Origin of the sequence: Burkholderia aenigmatica, assembly GCF_902499175.1 — a bacterium.
Classification (GTDB): domain Bacteria; phylum Pseudomonadota; class Gammaproteobacteria; order Burkholderiales; family Burkholderiaceae; genus Burkholderia; species Burkholderia aenigmatica.
The window spans coordinates 1-18,845 of record NZ_CABVQC010000063.1 but is presented as its reverse complement, the minus strand read 5'-3'; the positions used below and the strand labels follow the sequence as shown (position 1 = coordinate 18,845).

16 protein-coding genes are annotated in these 18,845 nt (G+C 60.8%); 13 read left to right on the top strand and 3 right to left on the bottom strand.

The features are described from left to right. Nucleotides 1-47: 47 nt before the first annotated feature. On the top strand, nt 48-671 hold the full coding sequence (locus BDO18943_RS32865; RefSeq protein ID WP_175025568.1) for a response regulator transcription factor: 624 nt from the start codon (nt 48-50) through the stop codon (nt 669-671). Nucleotides 672-701: 30 nt separating this feature from the next. Here the strand turns inward: BDO18943_RS32865 and BDO18943_RS32860 are convergent, their stop codons facing one another. Both BDO18943_RS32860 and BDO18943_RS32855 read right to left on the bottom strand, forming a co-directional pair. After that, entirely contained in the window at nt 702-4,358 is a 3,657-nt protein-coding gene (locus BDO18943_RS32860; protein ID WP_175025567.1) for a transporter substrate-binding domain-containing protein, read from the bottom strand. Between the two features lie 66 nt (nt 4,359-4,424). Continuing rightward, a complete protein-coding gene (locus BDO18943_RS32855) occupies nt 4,425-5,318 on the bottom strand; it encodes an EAL domain-containing protein (RefSeq protein WP_175025566.1) in 894 nt (297 codons plus the stop codon). A gap of 553 nt (nt 5,319-5,871) precedes the next feature. Between BDO18943_RS32855 and BDO18943_RS32850 the strand changes: the two genes are divergently transcribed. From BDO18943_RS32850 to BDO18943_RS32815, 8 genes are all read left to right on the top strand, one after another. Continuing rightward, nucleotides 5,872-6,369 (top strand): CS1 type fimbrial major subunit, encoded by a 498-nt coding sequence (locus BDO18943_RS32850; protein WP_175025565.1) that lies wholly within the window; start codon nt 5,872-5,874, stop codon nt 6,367-6,369. A 443-nt stretch (nt 6,370-6,812) separates the two neighbouring features. Continuing rightward, nucleotides 6,813-8,963, top strand: a complete 2,151-nt coding sequence (locus tag BDO18943_RS32845; protein ID WP_175025596.1) for a TcfC E-set like domain-containing protein — start codon at nt 6,813-6,815, stop codon at nt 8,961-8,963. Between the two features lie 22 nt (nt 8,964-8,985). Then, nucleotides 8,986-9,675 (top strand): pilus assembly protein, encoded by a 690-nt coding sequence (locus BDO18943_RS32840; protein ID WP_175025564.1) that lies wholly within the window; start codon nt 8,986-8,988, stop codon nt 9,673-9,675. Further along, on the top strand, nt 9,672-10,139 hold the full coding sequence (locus tag BDO18943_RS32835) for a hypothetical protein (RefSeq protein ID WP_407649935.1): 468 nt from the start codon (nt 9,672-9,674) through the stop codon (nt 10,137-10,139). Before BDO18943_RS32840 ends, BDO18943_RS32835 begins: the two co-directional genes overlap by 4 nt. A 14-nt stretch (nt 10,140-10,153) precedes the next feature. Next, the gene (locus BDO18943_RS32830; RefSeq protein ID WP_175025562.1) at nt 10,154-11,194 is read left to right on the top strand and encodes a hypothetical protein; all 1,041 of its coding nucleotides are present in this window, start codon (nt 10,154-10,156) and stop codon (nt 11,192-11,194) included. 873 nt (nt 11,195-12,067) lie between these two features. Next, on the top strand, nt 12,068-12,382 hold the full coding sequence (locus BDO18943_RS32825; protein WP_175025561.1) for a hypothetical protein: 315 nt from the start codon (nt 12,068-12,070) through the stop codon (nt 12,380-12,382). 32 nt (nt 12,383-12,414) lie between these two features. Further along, the gene (locus tag BDO18943_RS32820) at nt 12,415-12,951 is read left to right on the top strand and encodes a hypothetical protein (protein ID WP_235996251.1); all 537 of its coding nucleotides are present in this window, start codon (nt 12,415-12,417) and stop codon (nt 12,949-12,951) included. Nucleotide 12,952: 1 nt separating this feature from the next. Further along, nucleotides 12,953-13,609 (top strand): hypothetical protein, encoded by a 657-nt coding sequence (locus BDO18943_RS32815; protein ID WP_235996250.1) that lies wholly within the window; start codon nt 12,953-12,955, stop codon nt 13,607-13,609. A gap of 384 nt (nt 13,610-13,993) precedes the next feature. Here the strand turns inward: BDO18943_RS32815 and BDO18943_RS32810 are convergent, their stop codons facing one another. After that, nucleotides 13,994-14,836, bottom strand: a complete 843-nt coding sequence (locus BDO18943_RS32810) for a hypothetical protein (protein WP_175025559.1) — start codon at nt 14,834-14,836, stop codon at nt 13,994-13,996. Nucleotides 14,837-15,173: 337 nt separating this feature from the next. On the opposite strand from BDO18943_RS32810, the gene BDO18943_RS32805 reads away from it, so the two are divergent. From BDO18943_RS32805 to BDO18943_RS32790, 4 genes are all read left to right on the top strand, one after another. Next, a complete protein-coding gene (locus BDO18943_RS32805; RefSeq protein WP_175025558.1) occupies nt 15,174-15,458 on the top strand; it encodes a hypothetical protein in 285 nt (94 codons plus the stop codon). Nucleotides 15,459-15,649: 191 nt separating this feature from the next. Beyond that, nucleotides 15,650-15,913 carry a hypothetical protein gene (locus tag BDO18943_RS32800; RefSeq protein ID WP_175025557.1) on the top strand — a complete coding sequence of 88 codons (264 nt, stop codon included), beginning with the start codon at nt 15,650-15,652 and terminating at the stop codon, nt 15,911-15,913. A 415-nt stretch (nt 15,914-16,328) separates the two neighbouring features. Continuing rightward, entirely contained in the window at nt 16,329-16,643 is a 315-nt protein-coding gene (locus BDO18943_RS32795; protein ID WP_043183771.1) for a hypothetical protein, read from the top strand. A 557-nt stretch (nt 16,644-17,200) separates the two neighbouring features. After that, nucleotides 17,201-18,571: an MFS transporter gene (locus tag BDO18943_RS32790; protein WP_175025556.1), complete on the top strand. Its 1,371-nt coding sequence runs from the start codon at nt 17,201-17,203 to the stop codon at nt 18,569-18,571. Nucleotides 18,572-18,845: the final 274 nt, after the last annotated feature.

Sequence of the window (18,845 nt, the reverse complement as noted above, 5' to 3'; positions counted from 1 at the left end):
CATGGTGCTGTTCGCACAGTTAAGAATATACGAAGGAGTCCAAAAAAATGAGCCGAATCATTATCGTTGACGATCATCCGGTGGTCCGCCTCGGCGTGCGTCTGATGCTCGAGAAGGAGGGGTACAGCGTCGTTGCCGAATGCGACAGCGGCACCGCCTGCATCCAGGCGGTGCGCGAGCACGCCCCCGACCTGCTGATCCTCGACCTCGCGATCCCGAAGATCGACGGCTTCGCGGTGATCTCGCACCTGAAAGCCACCGGACAAAACGTCAAGATTCTCGTTCTTACGTCGAGCAATGCTTACAACGCGATGCGCTGCCTGCAGGCGGGTGCAGCCGGTTTTGTCTGCAAGGACGATAACCTGGCCGAAATGGTCGGCGCGGCCCGCGCCGTCCTGTCGGGCTATACCTATTTCCCGGAAAGCACGCTGCTTCAACTGCAGGAGAGCGGCGTCAGTGCCAGCGAAGAACATGTGCTGGCCGGCCTGACCGATCGCGAGGTCTCCGTGCTGCGCATGCTCGCTCGCGGCATGCGCAACCAGGAGATCGCCAAGGACCTGATGCTCAGCCACAAGACCGTGAGCACCTATCGCGTGCGCCTGATGAGCAAGCTCAACGTACCGAACTTCGTCGCCCTCGTCGAATTCGCGAAGCGCAACGGCATCGCCTGATCGCTTGGCGCCGTCGGGACGCTCGCCGCGTCAGATAACGGGCAGGGTTGACCGGAGTTGCCCGAGCACATCGTCGAGGATGTCGATCTGCGTCCGGACCGCCGCGACGGCGACGCGCACGTGCAGGGCCGACACCCCGGGCACGCGACACGCGACACGCAACTGCGAGCATGAGTTCGCCAGCGCGTCGGCCTTCAGTATCTCGGCGGCGCCTTTGAGGCGATGCGCGACGATGGCGAGCCCCGGTAGGTCGAGGGCGTCGCCGAGTACCGCCAGCGACGCCCGATCCTGGGCGTTGGCCCGCAGCATCTCGTCGATCAGCCGGCGCGTCATCTCCGGATTGCCGTCGGACATCTGCATCAGCTCGGCAACCGTGCGATTCGCGTCTTCCGCGCCGGGCCGCCGGGCGCGCAGTGCCTTGTCGAGGTCATCGAGGCCAACCGGCTTGATCAGGCAGTCATCCATGCCGGCCGCGAGGCTGTCGGCGATCTCGTCCTTGCGCGCGTCCGCAGTCAGGCCCAGGATCAGGCAGGGTGCAAGCGCGCGCCCGGCTTCCTCGCGGCGGATCGCACGCGCCAGGGCCGAGCCGTTCATGCCGGGCATGTGACGGTCGGTGACGACGATGTCGAACGGGTCGGCACGCCATGCCCGCAGGGCCTGGCGCCCGTCCTTGGCGGCGATGGCCTGATGGCCGAGGAACGCGAGTTGCTGGCACAGCAGCAGGCGGTTGACGCCATGATCGTCCACCACCAGCACGCGCAGGCTGCCGGCATGTGACTGTATGGGCGACGCGATGACGGCACCGGCGTCGGAGTCGGCGCCGTGGCTGGGTGGCAGCACGTTGAGCATGAGCGTCACGTCGACCCGGGTACCCTTGCCCTCCGCGCTGCGCAGCGCCAGCGTGCCGCCCATCATCTCGCACAGCGACTGGCAGATCGCCAGACCCAGACCCGCGCCGCTCACCTGCGCACCGGTCTTGCGGGAGGGATTGACCTGCGAGAACGGGCGGAACAGATTCCGTTGGTCGGCCGCGGCGATGCCGATGCCGCTATCTTCCACCGACAGCGACACACGCATCTGCTCCAGGCCGGCGGGGGTGCCGCCGAGCCGGATACGCACGAAGCCGCGCTCGGTGAACTTGACCGCGTTGCTGACGAGGTTGGACAGGATCTGCTTGAAGCGCATCGGGTCGACGAGCACGTCGGCGTTGAGGCTCGAATCCATTTCCAGCGCCAGCGCAATGCCGTTCTGCCGCGCCGGTCCCTCGAAGACGCGTGCCACGGACTCGGCCAGATCGCGCAGCTTCGCCCGCGTCGGTGTCAGGCTCAGGTGGCCCGACTCGATGCGAACGATGTCCAGGATGTCGCTGATCAGCGTGAGCAGGCCGTTGGCCGCCGTGTGGGCGGTCTCGATCGCGGCATAGTCGAACACGCCGTTGCGCGCGTGTCGCAGCGCCAATTCCAGCGTGCCGATCACCGCACTCATCGGGGTGCGGATCTCGTGGCTCATGGTGGCCAGGAAGGTCGTCTTGGCGCGGCTTGCCTGGTCGGCCTGGCTGCGGGCCGTCATGAGTTCGTCGATGATATGCCGTTGCCTGGTGATGTCCTGCCAGCCGCAGACGACGCCCTTCATCGCGCCGGACGCATCACGGAACGGTTGCACCCAATGGTCGATCCAGCGCTGCTCGCCACGCAGGTTGACGGCCAGCTCGCGGCGCAGCGGCTTGTCCTCGGCGATGGCGCGCAGATAGCAGGCCTGAACGTCGGGGGCAGCTTCGAACAGTCCCGCCGGCAACGCGGCCGCGGTCTTGCCCAGCGCGTCGTGCGCCGTGATGCCGAGCACCGCTTCGTAGCGGCGATTGAAGGACAGCAGCCGGCCCTCGGTATCGCGTACATAGACGGGGTCCGGCAACCCGTCGGTGAAGGTCCGCATGAACTGCAACTGGTCGGACAGCGCGCGCTCCGCGCGCAGGCGCTGGCGGATCTGTCGGCGCAAGTTGGCGACCCAGACCGCGAAGAGCGTCATCAGCGCCACGGCGCTGGCAACGATCGCGACAATGGTCTGGCGGTAGTCGCGCCAAGTCTGCCCCGTCATCGCGGCGTTGGGGCGCCAGCGGTTGGCAATGGCCTGCAGTTCGTACGGCGCATAGGTCTGGAGCGCCTTGTTCAGGATCGACTGCAGTTCGGTGTCGCCGCGCCGCATCGCGAACGTAAGCGGTGCGCTGTCGTCCGCGATCATGCCGCTGACGGACAGCTTGCCTTCGTAGAGCCGTGCGATGTAGTAGCGCGCCGTGATCAGCGACAGCACCGCGGCATCGGCCTTGCCATCGGCCACCATGCGCAACGCATCGAGCCCGGTCGACGTCTCGGTGATCCGGGCCTTCGGATAGCGGGCGCGGACCCGTTCGGCGGCAATGTGCCCCTTGGCGATCGCCACGCGCTTGCCCGGCATGTCGGCGAGGGTGTCGGCCGTCACCGGCGCCGACGTGCGCGCGATCAGGACGAAGGAGGTCGCGAGGAACGAGCGCGTGAAACGCAGGCGATCCTCCCGCTCGATGCTCGGGACGAGCACGGTGAGGTCGGCCTGGTCGGCAGTCAGCGACCGGGTCAGACTATCGAAGCTGCCTGCGCGCTCGACCTTGAATCGCAACCCGGTGCGCAGCGAAATCAGCTGCAGCAGGTCGGCGACCACACCGTTGAAATGCCCGCCGGCATCGAAGAAGGCGATGGGCGCGAAGTCGTCGTTGACCATCACCCTGACCACCGGGTGGCGCATGGCCCAGCGCTGTTCGTGGGTATCGAGGCTCACGCGCTCGCCCGGCAGTATGACGCTTTCGCCGGTCCATCGCTTGGCGATGCGGTCGAGCCGCGTCTGGCCAAGCGACGCGATGGCGGCGTCGACGATGCGTGCAAGCGGCGTACCGTCCCGTCGCATGGCGAAGCCGAACCCGAACCCGCCCGGGGCGGGCGAATAGAAGCGCTCGAACCGGACGTAGTTGAAGAAGCTGCGGTTGATCAGCAACGACGCGGAGAGCGGATCGCCCAGGTACAGGTCGGCGTTGCCGAAAGCGAGCGCCGCCATGGCCTGATCGCGGGACGGATAGCGCACGAACCGCGCGCGCGGATGACGCGCGTGCAGCATCGTACTCAGGTCGCGCAGGTAGTCCTGCGGCATGGCGACGGTCAGGCCCGCCATGTCGGCGGGCAGGCGCCGGTCGTCACCCTGGCGCCTGAACAACGACGGCTGGTCCGACGCATAGGGACGGCTCACGACGAGCGACCGGCGAGGCAGATCGGCGCGACTGGTGCTGGCCAGCAGGTCGATCCGCCCGCCCTCGAGCGCATGCAATGCCTGCTCGCGGTCGGGGAAGACGCGGATCTCGGCATCCACGCCCAGTTGCTGCCGCATCAGGGCGATCACGTCGGCGGTGACGCCTTCGAATTCCGTGCCGTGGAGCATATCGAGCGGCGGTACACCAGGGGCCGTCACGCCGATCGCCAGGGTGTGCTTTTCCCGAAGCCAGTCCCGGTCTCGCGCCGACAGCGGGACCGCGGGGCTTTCGAGCTGGAGCTGGCTATCCAGCGGCTTTTGCACACCGTCCGCGCGTTGTGTCCACGCATCGGTCGTCAGCATCGCCAGGACGCAGGCAAGCAATACGCGTAAAAGCGGGGCGCGGAAAGTGGACATCGCTCGGAATCGTGATGAAGGGCGCGCGTCGTTGACGTGTCGCGACGCGCCGAAGGCAGGCGTGTGTCAGCTGGCCAATAAGCTGGCCGATAGAGCGGTCGTATCGTCGCGACGCAGGTGTGCCACAAGTTTGTCGCGCGGCAATGGAGGTGCCAGCAAGAAGCCTTGGCCAACCTCGCACCCCATGTCGATCAGGCACCGGCGCTGTGTGTCCGTTTCGATCCCCTCGGCGACCAGTTCGATGCCCAGCTCGCGCGCCAGGGATAGCGCTGCCCGCACCACGGCGCGACTCGTGCTGCTATGGTCGAGTGCGCGGACGAAGACGGCGTCCAGCTTCAACTGACTGAATGGATACCGGCACAGGCGAGCTAGCGACGAATGGCCCTGACCCAGATCGTCCATGGCCAGGCCACAGCCCATGCTGCGCAGCCGCTCCATGTTCGCAAGGAGCGGGGCAAGTTGCGCGGGTGCAAGCCCAGGGCCGCTCTCGATCACTTCGAACGTGAGTCCTGCCGCCGGCAAACCGGTCTTCGCCAACGCCTCGCGAATGTCGTCAACGAAGGTCGCGCCCGCGATCTGGTCGAGCTGGACGTTGAATGCAAGGCGAACGGGCGGCGCCCGTCTCATCATCAATTCCTGCTGCAAGGCGAGACCTTGTTCGAACATCCGTGCAAACAGTGCGTCGGCGTGGCGGTGAGCCTCCAGCAACGGCAGGAAGCTGACGGGTGTCAGCAGCCCCAACCGAGGATGGTGCCAGCGTGCCAGGACTTCGGCACCACAAATGCAACCGTCCAGCAGACGGAAGATGGGCTGGTAGTAAGGGCTGAACGCGTTGCTGGCGAGGCCTTGATCGATTTCGCCGGTGGTTGGCCCAGGAAGCGAATGGTGATGCGCGATCCGGATGTCGCTGTCGGGAGGGGGAGAGTTTTGCACGGCGAGGCAATGTCCAAAAGAGAACATGATCCGTGGACTCCGCGTCCCACTGCCATGAGACACATCCCAAATTGGACGGGAAATATCTCAATTCGATTCAGATAAATCTGATCGAACCCGTCTGGCGGAAAGCAGGGCGGTGGATGGCGGTGAGCCGGCAGCCGGTTTCGTTGCCCCCGCTACCGATCACATGGGGAACCTCACTTGGAAGTGCCCGCCCTCATTGCGGCCCAGACTTTCCATGGCAGATCACACCCGAAGCGCGTCGTCTTACCTTGCGCGTCTTCCCGTGTCCCTTGCATATCAACTCCGCACATCAGATACATCGGCGCCGCAATCAGATTAGTCTCATTTCGCATTTTCACCCCACCTCCGATAATGACGGCAAATAATAGAATTAAATAAAATAACAATATTGACCAAATCGAGAAATGGGCCGACCGGGAAATTGCTCCCCATGGCAAGCCGGATTAAAGGCGACCAAATTATTTCGTCTTGTTTTGTTATCGGAGGGATTGAAGAAATATTTTAAGCTCACGCTTTTTTGTTTTTTACAATTAATTTTTCGGGGTTTTAAAAAATGAATGCAACCAAAATCGTTCTGGCGCTGTGCATGGGTGCCGCTCTCGTCGGTGCGGCCCACGCCGATCCGGTATCGAAGACGATCACGCTGACCGCGCAAATCAACGACGCCATTTTCGTCTCGAAGCCGGACGGTTCGACCTGGTACTCGACGGAAGAACTGAGTGCCGACGACTACCACCAGAACCATTTCAGCAAGACGCTGCAGGTCCGTGTCTATTCGACGAAGGCGGATTTCAATGTCTCGCTCGCTCAGCCGCTGCAAATGACGAGCGGCAAGTACATGATGCTCAACCCGTCGGTCGTGCTGGGCGACAAGGATTTCTCGAAAGGCACCGCCAAAGTCACGCAGACGACCCCGGGTGTCGACCCCGGCACGTTCGACCAGACGTATGACCTGAAAATCGGTGTCGATAGCCCGACGGTGCCCGCCGGCGAAAGCCGCAACGGCAGTTACAGCGGCGATCTCGTGATGCTGTTCGAGCCGACGCCGTAACGGATGTGTCGTATCGGCGCTTTTCCCGCAGAAGCGCCGATACGGGCTGGCGGGTTCACGCCGCACCGACGGCCGGCTGTTTCGATGCGTCTGGTCGTCTGACACCCGATCCGTTGTTTGTGCACGGCTATCCCGGACAACCTGGTGCCGGATAGTCGTGCCTGCGATGTCGCCATTTCAAGAAAAGTCTTCCGAGGATTATCGGTTTCGATACGTCGGCGTGTGACTCGAGCACTCGACCGGCGCCTCGTCTCGCGTTTCTTATTCGTTTCAATTTAAAAATAATATAATTTATCGTCCGGGGAATTCGTAGCGTGGCCTCTTGTCAAGCTCCATTCAAGTTTAATCCGATGTGGTTAAGCTTGGCTGCAATCCTTTCGTCGCACGCTTTGGCGGAAGTCAAGGTATCGTATGGCGTCCCCGACGGATTCAATGCCGTCGAAATGGATGGCAGCGCGAATTTCGTCGGGACGTTCAATGGCAAAACGCTGCCCGGGTTCATCCGCTACTCGTCGACGGAAGCCGCGCTTGATTTCGATGCCGTCAAATACGCCGCGAACGGTATTTCACCCGACGACGTCAATACGATCCGGCGGGTCATTTCCAGGATCGACTACAAACAATGCAGCAACGGCTGCGACGTCGAGGTCGACGGCTACTACGTTTCGGTCGACAAGCTGAGGCGATCGATTTCCATCCGCGACTCGCGGGACGATTATCTCGAACCGGCCACGACGCTGGGCATCGTCCACAACCAGTCGGTGGACTTCCGCGCGTCCACCAACGGTTATCGCTCGCTCAATGTGAACGGCGCGAGCTGGGTCGGCCTGCCGTCGCGCAGCTTCGGCTACGTCAACTGGTATGCGAACCACACCGATTCGCGTGGCGCCGGCAGCGGCATGGCGGACGTATCGACGTATTACCTGCAGAAGAATTTCGCCGGCACCTACATCCGGGCCGGCCGCCAGGACAACATCGACTACACGTCGGGATCGGTCAGTACGCTGCTCTCGCCGAGTTTCGACCAGTTTGTCACCATCGGCAGCCAGGGCAACCTGCAGGGCGAACGCAATGCGGGCTCGTTGATTCTCTACGCGAGCGCGGAAGGCAATTACGAGTTCTATCGCAACGGCCGGCTGATCATGAGGCGGCCCGCTGTTCTCGGCCGCAACGAAATCAGCTTTGCCGATCTTCCCGGCGGCTATTACCCGGTCGAGATTCGCCTGGTCGATCGCAACGGCAATGTGATTCGATCCGAAACTCGCGATATCAACAACGTCAACTTCGCCGCCGCGGGGGGCGGCAATATGTGGCGTATCACCGCCGGCCGGGAAATGGGCGAGGGCGGTGCGCTGCTGGAAGGTGCACTGAGCCACAATTTCAAGCAGTTCTACCTGAATGCATCCGTGCTCGCCGGTCATGGCGGGAACTGGGCGTTCGAGGCCAATGCGACACGGCCCATGAAACTGGGCGCACTCGACCTCACGCCGACGATCGGCGTGCTCGGCGGGGAGCGAGCGGTCGGCGGCTACGCCAACCTCTCGATGGCAAGCGACATGCTCGGCAACCTGGCGGCCAGCGTCTACCTGCGCAATGACGTATCGCGGCTCTATCGGGGTACGCCAAGCACCAGCGTGTCCTACAGCCGCAATGTGGGGCGGGGGATGACCCTCGGCTACAACTTCCGCAAGTCGGATTTCGGCACGACGCAACAGCTCGAGTTTCGCTCGAACTATCGGCCGAACGGATTGTGGACCACCTATGCGCTCGGGGTTCAGAAAGGCAGCTTTACCCGCAACGACAACGGGTTCGGCGTGTATTTCAACATGACCATCATGCTCGAGAAGACCCAGGCGAGCTTCAACGTGGCCAATGCCGGCGGACAGTTGCAGGTGAGCGGCGATTACCGCAAGGATTTCCAGGACAGCTTCGGCACGACGAGCGTCGGGGTCACGGGCAGCCGCGTCGCGTCGAATTACGCGGTGAACGCGTACGCGAGCCGCTCCGGGACCCGCGGCGACGCGACATTGAACCTGGGGCAGGACAACACGGCCGGCAACCTCGCCTTCAACTATCGCGGCATGGTCGCCGCGAACCAGGACGGGATTGCCTTCGGCCGCTACAGCGGAAGCGGCAGCGCGATGCTGTTGACCACGCCGGACCTGCCCGGCACGCACTACGGTTTCATGGTCGAAGGGAGTCCTGTCGGCGGCAACAGCCGGTATGCGGTTCCGCTCAATGCCTATAGCGACGTGCCGTTCGCGCGCGTGCTGAGCAGCAGCGAGCAATTCGACATGAACGTCGAAGTACCGGCGAACATCGTGCGAGCCCACCCAGGGCAGGTGTATTCGGCCAAGGCGAGGGTCGACATCAACATGATCTACAGCGGATTCCTCAAGGATACCGAAGGAAAGCCGGTCAGCGGCAAGATCGTCGAGACCGGCGACACGGTCCATCGAAACGGCCTGTTCTCCATCGTCAGCAAGAAGCTGCTCGGCCGTATCACGGTCGACGGAAACGGGCGCCAGTACGCGTGCGACCTGAAGACGGAGGCGGGCAACGACTTCCCCTGCAAGCCGCTTGATATCCAGTGATTCGAAAAAACGAACGGACGACATGCATTTCAAACCCAAACACACCGCGATCATCCTGGCAGGGCTGCTGCTCACGGCTGCCCTGCAGGCCCGGGCCGAAGGCGAACTCATGGTCATGCCGGCCACGACCCGCGTTTTCCACCACTACGATCAAAAGGTCACGGTGAAGAACGCGGGTGACGCGCCGCTCTATCTGTCCATCTTCTTGCAGAAGGTCATGAACCCCGGCATCCGGCCGGAAAAGAAGGTCGACCTGGGCGAACTCGATCATCCTGGCGTGCTCGCGAGCCCGGACAAGGTGACGCTGGGCCCCAACCAGACGCGTGAGATCACGCTCACCTCGTTGGCGGAACCGGAAAGTGAAGCGGTATACCGGCTTTACGTCGTGCCGGTCAGGTCGCTGAAAGTGGTCGATGCGCCAAAAGACAAGATTACCGCGCCGATGTCGGTCTCCATCGGCTATGGCGTGCTGGTTCATCACATGCCTCCGCCCGGCAAGCAGCGCTCGGGCTGGACCCATCGTTGCGAGCAGCACGGGTTGACACTGGAGAACACCGGCAACGTGCGCGAAGCGTTCACGGATGTCTCCTGGCAAAGCGGGCAGCCGCCGCGATCCGTGTCCTTGTATCCCGGAACGCCGCAGCACTTCGATACCACGCGCATGACGCTGAGCGTAGACGGCAAGCCCCAGACGCTGGAATGCCCGCAATGACGCGCTGGCAGCTATGGGTGCCGGGCCTGCTCGTCGCACTGGGCTGCACGGCCAGCATGGCCGCGGGCGTGCTGAAGCTGTCGCGCACCGAACTGACGCTGGAACCCGGCAAGCCGCGCGGCGAGTTGATCGTCGAAAACGTCGGGGACACGTCGCTGTACCTCGACGTGCTGCAGGAATGGGTGGCCAATCCGGGGCAGATGCCCGAGCGCCGGGTACCGGTCGGCAACGTCGCGTCGCCCGGGCTGCTGATCGTTCCCGATCGTCTCGCGCTGTCCCCGGGGCAGAAGTACCGGATGACGCTGAAGGAACTCCATACGCCGCCACACACGCAGGTGTGGCGCGTGACGTTTCGGCCCAGAGAACGCATCAGCATCGACGCACCACCGGCAGGCGATATGCCCGCTCCGGTGTTCATCACCGTGGGTTACGGCGTCGTGATTTATCAGCTGAGTGGAAATTAGACGAGGGAAAAACGATGGATTGCACGTTTGGCAAAAAATGGAGCGTCGTGCCGTGGGGCAGGCTCGTGCTGCTGTTGTTGCTCCTGATGCGGTCGGCATGCGCAAGCGCGTGGGTTCTCGAAACGGGCCCCGTGAGCAACGGCTACAGCCAGTGCTCGTGGACCGATAACGGCAACGGAACCGTCACGCTCGGCGTGACGATCGGTTTCAACCAGGCTTCATCCAAGGATGTGGCCACCTCAGGCAATGGCGGGAATGCCTTTTTTTACTCGCGAGGGATACAGATCTATCTCTACGATAAAAACGGAAACATTCAATCGAGCAGTCTGGCGGCCAGTTCCGTGACGATGAACGGAGTAAAGCATGGCACCGCAGCGCAACCCGGTAACTACACGATCTACACGAATCTGGATCAGGCTCCGTGGACGGACGGACGCCCGTTCACTGCGAACGTGACGGTAACGATATCCAAGACGAGAATTGGCGATTGGCTAGGCGTCTCCATTCGAGCAGCAAACTACACAAGCGGCAATGACGTTGGCGAAATCACGGGGGCAGCCTATGTCACGACAGACAGGACTGGGGGATGCACGTATCTCGATCCAACCGTAAAGCCCCCGCCGCCACCACCGCTGGACACGCTCGTGCTCAAGGTGACTGCGCCAGACTGGGACCTCGGTGAACTGCCGCGCGGCGACAGCCAGAAAATGTTCACCGATCCTGCGAGCCTGCTTTGTTTTGAAACCATGGGCGCGGCCGATGGTATCGATACCGTGCAGTTCGTCATCAGAGCGGATAACCAAAACGGCAAGGTCGGCGTCAACTATCTGTTAAAAAACGCGGCCGATGCTACCCAGGCGGTGCCGTACTGGATCAAGCTGTCCAACGCCGCTACAGGCACCGCGACGATGTTGCCGAACGACAGCAGTATCTCGGTCCCGCTCATCGCTGGGCGAAATTGCTTCATCCCAACCTTCTCGACGTCAGTAGGCAATGACGTAAAGGGCGGCAATTACAGTGATGTTCTTACATTCACCGTATTTTCAAAATCATAGGATTCCGTATGAAACAACGCATGGCAAAGCGCGTGCTGATCGCGGCGTCGCAAGCCATATACCTGCGCCGGTGTTCATCACCGTGGGTTACGGCATCGTGATTTAGCAGCTCGGTGGAAATTAAGCGAGGGGAAAACCTATGGATCGCACTTGTGACAGCGTCGTGTCATGGGGCAAGCTGGTGCTGTTGTTGCTCGTCATAAGGTCGGCTTCCGCAGACGTGGGGCATATGGGCGTTGCCCATGTGAGCAGCGGATACAGTCAGTGCTCGTGGAAAGACAACGGCGACGGCACCGTCACTGTTGGCGTGACGATTAACTATGACTATATGCCTAACGTCAACGGATCGGGAGGGCCAATGGTTTTCCAGGCACGAGGGGTAATGTTCTATTCCTATGACAAAACAGGAGCCCCGAAACAGAACACTTTTGTGGCCGATTACGTTTGGTTGAACGGGGTAGGATATACCGACAGGCAGTCAACCCTCCCAGAGTATGCGATATATACGAATCTACAGTTCCCCCCGACGTCTCTCCCCAAGACGCCTTGGGTAGAGTGGCGCCCATTTTCTGCGACCGTGACGGCCAGAATACAGAAGGCGAAAATCGCCGAATGGCCAGCCGTGTCCATCCGCGCGGCAGACGTCACAAACGAGTTTGACATAGCTGAAATCACAGGGGGCGCGTATGTCAGTGCAGATACGACTGGAGGGTGCACGCTTATAGCGGATCCAATCGTCACCCCGCCACCGCCACGGCCGCAGATCGAGCTCACGGTGACGGCGCCCGACTGGAACCTGGGTGAGTTGCCGCGTGGCAACAACGAGAAAGTGTTTCCGCTCCCGCGGAGCAGCTTTGTTTTAGAACAACCAACGTGCTCGGGGATATCAATATCAAGAATGCGCGATTCGTTATCGATGCACATAACGAAAACGGCCGGGTCGGCAACCGCTATCTGCTCAAGAATCTGGCAGACACCACACAGACGGTGCCGTACGGGATCACCTTGACCAGAGCCGACATGGTGGCCCCCCCTACGATGCTGCCGAACGACAGCAGTACCTCGGTTCCACTCGGCGACGGACCAAGCAATTGTTTTATCCCAACCTTCTCGACGTCCGTGAGTGATGACGTCAAGGCCGGCAGCTACAGTGATGTGCTGACATTCACGGTCATTACAAAATCATAGGATTCCGTATGAAATATCACTTGGCGAAGTGCGTGCTGATCGCGTCGGCCTTGCTCCCCCTCGTGGCGGCGTCGCAGGTCAATCCGCTGGTCATTTTGTACGGCAAGACCTCAAGCACGATCACGGCGACCGTTGCGTCACGCGACACGTTCGAGGTGACGGACAACCAGGGCGGTTGGTTCGGCGACGGGCAGCTGAAAATGCTGCAGGCCGGCGCCCGGAATTCGCCCTACGAGGTGGCGGCCGGGTTGCGCGTGACCTCGTCCAGCGGTACGTTTCAGGTTCGCATGGATACGCCGCTGCAGATTCTCAATCAGGCGAACGGCAGCCTCGCGTTTCAGCCGCCGACCGTCACGCTGGCGGGGGCAAACGGCGCACCGATACCGCTCGCGGTCGGCCAAAGCAAGCCGTTCACGAACCCCGCGCCGAGCGCCCCCAATACCGATTCGATCGGCTATTACACACTGAAGGTATCTGCTCTACCGCCGGCCGGCGATTTCAAGAGCACCGTCGGCATCTACAGCGGTGTTCTGTCGCTCACGTTCGAACCGGTGGTGAAGGGGCCGTGATATGTCTCACGCTACGATCGGTGTGAGGGCGCTCGCGATAGCGATCGCATGCCTGTCGATGCCGCTGCCGGTTGCGGGCGCGATCGATCTGATACCGAAGGAGGCGGTCGTTCGCGACCGGACCGTGTTTGCCCGGGTGGTCAACAACGGCTGGCACCCGGAGTATGTCGAGATTTCGCTGTCGCGCCTGCTCAACCCCGGTGTTCCCCTGAAGGACGAAAGGCTGGAGGAGGTCGGCGACAGCGCGCATCCGGCGCTGTACGCATTTCCATTCCGGTTTAGTCTCGCGCCCGGGCAGACCAAAACCATCACGTTGAAACCCTTGCGCCCGGTCGCATCGGAAACCGTGTATCGGCTGAACGTGAAGCCGGTGGTCAGGATGCAGGCAGAGCGGACGACTGCGACCGCCGGCAGTGTTGTGATCAGCGTGGGATTCAGCGGACTCGTTCGCCAGATGCCGGAAAACGAACGCGAGGCACTGTCCGTGACGTGCACGGCGCCCGGTGCGGCGCGCCTCACGGCAACAGGCACGGTACGGTTCACGGTGAAGGGGGCGACCGTGGATGGTCAGCCGCTTGAGGACTTCAATGTGTATCCCGGCTTGCCGCTGCCTTTGAACGGGCGAGTCGTGGCGATTCCCGGCCATTCAGCTTGTTGACCGCTGCCTGGGTCTGTTTACATTTGCACTGGTTGTTTGGTCATCCATACGGTCTGACGAGGTGACTATTCGACCGCAATTTCCTTGCATGGCTGGAAAGATGAATTCGGTTTGAGCTTGTATTGATGATCTGGCCAGTGATCCTGGCCCACAAAACTGTCCCATTTGAAAGTGGAAAATTCCGGCATGACGTCGTCATCGAAATCAGTAGTCGGCAAGCGGCTGATTCAAAAAGAGAATGACATGGGGCCGCAAGTGAGCCCCGCTACAGCCCCAGGTGTCCGTAACGGGAGAACGGCACAAAAATCAAAGACACCCCTGCGGTACGTGTGATGTCGTGGCAACCGGGCGCGCCGTGTTCCGATGCGTGCCCGTTCGCGTGCATCAGGCGGTGAAAATCCGGCGTTGATAGTCGAGGATCAGCCGGTCGATGTCATGACCGGTACGCCGCGGCTGGCTTTTCGGCTCGAGCCAGATCCATCGCATCATCCGGTAACGCGCCTCGACGCACATGAGCCATGCGTCCCAGTCCGACCAGTGGCGCAGCAACGGGATGTTGCGAATGTCCCGCAAGCCGTCGCGAATCTCGTACACGTGGAAATGCTCGCTGGCGCGCTGGCTCAATTCGTCGAACGCGCGTGCGGCTTGCTCCGGGTCGGCAAGCAGGAAATCGTGGATTTCGATGATGACCTGGCTGCCGGAAAGCTGTTCCAGCAGCGCATTGTCGAACAGCTCGAACTCCGCGCCCTCGATATCGCACAGGATGACCCGTTCGGCCGGATCGCCGCCGTGCTCCGCCAGGATGACGGGCAGGTTGCGATCGGCCTGGCCGAACACGGCGACCCGGTCCGCCAGCCCCATCTCCGCGGCCCGATGCTGGATGGCCTGGCGGCGCTGCTCGTCCATTTCGAAACACACGCTGCGGGCGAAGACGTTGTTCCGAACCAGGCCGATGCCGAAAATCCCGTCGGCGGCCCCCAGGTCGACCAGCACCTTTTCGGGCGATCCGAGCGCTTCGAGAATCGCGCAAACGGCGATCTCGTAGGTGCCGAGCAGGTAGCCGCCCACCGCGACTTCCGCCCAATGGCTGACGCCGATGGGCAGGCCCCGGAGGATGCCGTACTGGACGATCGAGCCTGTCTGCTCACGCAGTAACTGCGTCAGGTAATGCAGACGAAGATTCGCGGCCTGAATCGAACTTTGGCTGAAGTACTGCGCGTGGTCCATTTTTCTCGGTCTCCCGGGGTGAAGAAGCGCGTCGGAAATGCGGCGATGACGGGTTGTCGTCTGTCGATGCGACGCGTGTTGCTTTGCGTTGCCTGGGAGGAGAATATAACGTGCTTGTTACGGCGGGAGGCGAGAGCGGTTGGCGGCTGACGTGGCATCGGTCGCGGACTCGAGAAGAGATGGATGTCCCGGCCTCCCTGAAAGACACCGCTGGGGATCGTGACGATTTCACTCATCAACCAAGTGTTTGGGCAAGCCAGAATGGATACGATGGAATTTTGGCGCCATTCGCCCGCCACTCGTGTGGCACCAATCCAATTTCATTTGGAGGATTCCAATGATTGAACTCGAGCAATACTACGGAGGAGACGAATCCTGGGAAAAGTTCTCAAGTTTATTTTCCAAATACATCGATCTCCCGGAAGTCAAGGAGTTGGCTGCCGATCTCAACGGCCACATTGATCTTGCTTATACAATCTATTGGGTGGCCGGCCCGAAATCGGCCAAAAAATGGATCGACTCGAATGTGCCGGCACTCGACGGAATTCGACCTGTCGATTGCGTCAACGATCCAGAGCTTGTCAAGCGCCTACGCGAGTGCCTGATGCGCATGCCTAGTTGAGAGGTGAAATGCATTTGAGCACTGGGGCCCATGAAACCGTTCGGGTGTGTAAGTTCGTCAGAGGGATCGTGCTTCGAGATTTCAGGTGCCCGTCACATGAATAGAGTTTCTATTCTTAATGAGAAATTGCGGGCAGAATATCCTCCTTTAAATGCACAGAAAATCAAATTGATATCAACTGAAGTGTACGCATGAAATTCAATGATATTTACTTCTCCTCGGAAGATGGATACTCGATAGGAGTTGGACTTGACTCAGGCGTGCACTATCTATCGATTCCAGTTAGCAATGGCACGATTGATTGCGAGGAATATTATGAAATAACCAAATCCCAATTGAAGAATTTTATCGAAGACAAAATACTTGCCAATGACTTTGCGAATAAATGCAGGAGTCAAATTATGGATGATTGTTTGATAATCAAACCCGGAGCAGATCGTGGAGCGCCATCCTGAGGGGGATGAAATATGCTTTACCACCATCGCGAACAAGAGTCTGAACGGATCGCCTCGACCTGACGAGGATAGTGTGGAGGATCACTCGCCATGAAAGACATGATCCATGTTCACCACCTAGAATTTAGAGTCTTCTTGTTCGTGAGCAAACATTTGTGGGGCCGTCTTCCACGCCAAAAACATGATTTGACATAATACCTATGATCAACATTTTTAACAGGGTTGATACCTATCACTCTTGCGCCGCACCAGACTTAACTCTAAAGCGAACGAGTCGGACTCGTGGTCAGGAGATCGACGAGGATCGCCGCTGGTAGACTGCCTCGCGGCGCCCGAGTCCATCGCACACCATGGCCGATTTTCGGTGGATCCTCGCGCGGCGTTAGAATAGCGCCCCTTCTCATAGGAGACGAAAATGTCCTGGTTCGTTTATGAAGTGCCTGAATACCATGAAGATGCTGCGCGCATCGAGCCCTTCAGCGACCTGCGTAGCCGCGTGCTGAAAGCCGGCGACCCGGCCATGGCCGACGAACTGGAAAGCGTTCGCGAGAACGCCGCGGCGACTGCGGATACGCCCGAGCGCCCGCTGCGTAGTCCGGAAAATCCGCATGTTTTTCCGATTCCTTACGCCGAATCCATGATCCTGGTTGGGTTCATCTTCGATCTGAAACGCGAATTCCGGCAACTGGTCGTGTCACCCGTGGAAATGCCCTGGCTCAAAGACGCGTAAATGGTGGTCGGAGCGGACGCCGACGGGAAAGTTGTTCCTGGTCTGGAGCCGGGTCCGAATATCCCGTGCACGCTTTCGGATATACATGCGTCGCGTTCGAACCGCGCGTCGGACTGAATCAAGCTGCAAGGCTGTTAAAACAGGGGCGGCTGCCGTGGATTTCGCGGGGTACCGAGACGCGTTCGACATCTTTCCCTACACGTTGCATCCAGGTTACGTTTTACGAGCAAAGCTGAAATTGTCGTAGCCCGAGGGTTTGAGTACATGCTGGCAGCGGTTCGGGCCGTCTGAGCGCAGCGCGAGCCGTAACGGCGTCAGGTGCGGTCGTCGAACGATCCGCGAAATCCCGGCCCGGCATCTACATGCGTCCAGTTCGAACATCACGCCACCCCGATCGTTTCCGCGTCGAACGACAATTAAATATCATATTATGATATTTAAGGATCGCTGAACAAAAGTCGGAACGCCGTGATAGCCATTCTCAGCGCCCGCTTGCCGGAACCTGTCGCGGGGCGTATGGTTGATTTCTCTATCGCCCTTTTCCGGGAGATATCAAAATGGCTGCCATGCAATCCGCGGCCACGCCCCTCTCCGACGAGGAAGCCCGGCGCCAGTTACACCGCGCCGTCATCGCCAGCACGATTGGCACCACGATCGAATGGTATGACTTCTTCCTCTACAGCACGGTCACCGGCCTGGTCTTCGCAAAGCTGTATTTCCCGCAATCCCACCCTCTCGTCGGCACGCTGCAGGCGTTCCTGATCTATGCCGTCGGCTTTGTCGCACGGCCGGTCGGCGCGGCGATCTTCGGCCATTACGGCGACCGCATCGGACGCAAGGCCACCCTGATCGTGACCCTGTTGCTGATGGGGCTCGCCACGTTCGCCGTGGCCTTCGTTCCGACCTACGTCGCGATCGGCATCTGGGGCGCCGTTATCCTCACGATCCTGCGCTTCATCCAGGGCGTCGGCGTGGGTGGCGAATGGGGCGGCTCGGTCCTGATGTCGATGGAGTGGGCGCGCACCAATACGCATCGCGGTTTCGTCGCGTCGTGGCCGCAGTTCGGCGTGCCTGCGGGATTGTTCCTCGCCAACCTTGCCGTGCTGGCCATGAGCTGGCTTTCCGGCAACGCGTTCCTCACGTGGGGCTGGCGCGTGCCGTTTTTCCTCAGCATCGTGCTGGTTGCGATCGGGCTCTATATCCGCCTGAATATTCTCGAGACGCCGATCTTCGCAAAGCTGCTGGCCGAGCATCGGATCGAGAGGACGCCGATGCTCGAAGTGCTGCGCAAGCAGCCGAGGGACATCGTGCTGTCGGCGTTTGCGCGGATGGCCGAACAGGCGCCGTTCTATATCTATACGGCGTTCGTGTTCACTTACGGGATCACGGCGCTGGGCGTCACGCGCGAACTGCTGCTGGCGGCGGTGCTGGTCGCATCCGTGGTCGAGTTCTTCACCATTCCGCTGTTCGGGCACGTGTCGGATCTGATCGGGCGGCGGAAGATGTACATCATCGGTGCGGCTGCCGTCGGCGTGTTCGGATTCATCTACTTCGCGATGGTCGATAGCCGGAATCCGGTATGGATCTTCGCGGCCATCGTGTTGTCGCTGGTCCCGCATTCGATGATGTATGGGCCGCAGGCTGCATTGATTGCCGAGTCATTCACGGGGCGGTTGCGGTATAGCGGCGCGTCGATGGGTTATCAGCTCGCGTCGGTCATTGCCGGTGGCCCTGCACCGCTGATCGCAACGGCGCTTTTTGCCTACTACCACTCGGGCTATGCGATCGCGGCGTACGTGCTGGTGTGTGCGGTGCTGAGCGTGGTCGCCGCATCGAAGCTCGGCGACTATACGAACAAGGATATTTCGCGGGAATACGACGACGCTCGGGGCTTGGGGGATCATGGGCACGCGCCGCCGGTGACTTGACGAATTAGCCAGCTCAGGCAGGCAATGACGACCGCAGCCGCGATCCCATCGCGTCACGGGCGCATCGAGGCGCCTTCGGTAGGCCGGTAAGCAGGGCTGGGCCGCGCCGCGAGACGGCGCCGGGCGACGCAGAACATCGAGCAGCCCAGTCCGGAACAGGTCCGACGACGGGGCGCGATATGCATGCTGCGCCGTTCGGGGTCCCCTTGATTTCAGTGCATTTTTCCGGGGTAGGCCGATCTAGTCGCGACAGGGCATGGCGTTCCGCTCCTAA

Coding starts and splice junctions, on each gene's coding strand:
- BDO18943_RS32805 (WP_175025558.1), top strand. CDS start 15,174: ATGATTGAACTCGAGCAATACTACGGAGGAGACGAATCCTGGGAAAAG.
- BDO18943_RS32810 (WP_175025559.1), bottom strand. CDS start 14,836: ATGGACCACGCGCAGTACTTCAGCCAAAGTTCGATTCAGGCCGCGAAT.
- BDO18943_RS32845 (WP_175025596.1), top strand. CDS start 6,813: ATGGATGGCAGCGCGAATTTCGTCGGGACGTTCAATGGCAAAACGCTG.
- BDO18943_RS32850 (WP_175025565.1), top strand. CDS start 5,872: ATGAATGCAACCAAAATCGTTCTGGCGCTGTGCATGGGTGCCGCTCTC.
- BDO18943_RS32840 (WP_175025564.1), top strand. CDS start 8,986: ATGCATTTCAAACCCAAACACACCGCGATCATCCTGGCAGGGCTGCTG.
- BDO18943_RS32790 (WP_175025556.1), top strand. CDS start 17,201: ATGGCTGCCATGCAATCCGCGGCCACGCCCCTCTCCGACGAGGAAGCC.
- BDO18943_RS32860 (WP_175025567.1), bottom strand. CDS start 4,358: ATGTCCACTTTCCGCGCCCCGCTTTTACGCGTATTGCTTGCCTGCGTC.
- BDO18943_RS32830 (WP_175025562.1), top strand. CDS start 10,154: ATGGATTGCACGTTTGGCAAAAAATGGAGCGTCGTGCCGTGGGGCAGG.
- BDO18943_RS32835 (WP_407649935.1), top strand. CDS start 9,672: ATGACGCGCTGGCAGCTATGGGTGCCGGGCCTGCTCGTCGCACTGGGC.
- BDO18943_RS32795 (WP_043183771.1), top strand. CDS start 16,329: ATGTCCTGGTTCGTTTATGAAGTGCCTGAATACCATGAAGATGCTGCG.
- BDO18943_RS32855 (WP_175025566.1), bottom strand. CDS start 5,318: ATGTTCTCTTTTGGACATTGCCTCGCCGTGCAAAACTCTCCCCCTCCC.
- BDO18943_RS32800 (WP_175025557.1), top strand. CDS start 15,650: ATGAAATTCAATGATATTTACTTCTCCTCGGAAGATGGATACTCGATA.
- BDO18943_RS32865 (WP_175025568.1), top strand. CDS start 48: ATGAGCCGAATCATTATCGTTGACGATCATCCGGTGGTCCGCCTCGGC.
- BDO18943_RS32815 (WP_235996250.1), top strand. CDS start 12,953: ATGTCTCACGCTACGATCGGTGTGAGGGCGCTCGCGATAGCGATCGCA.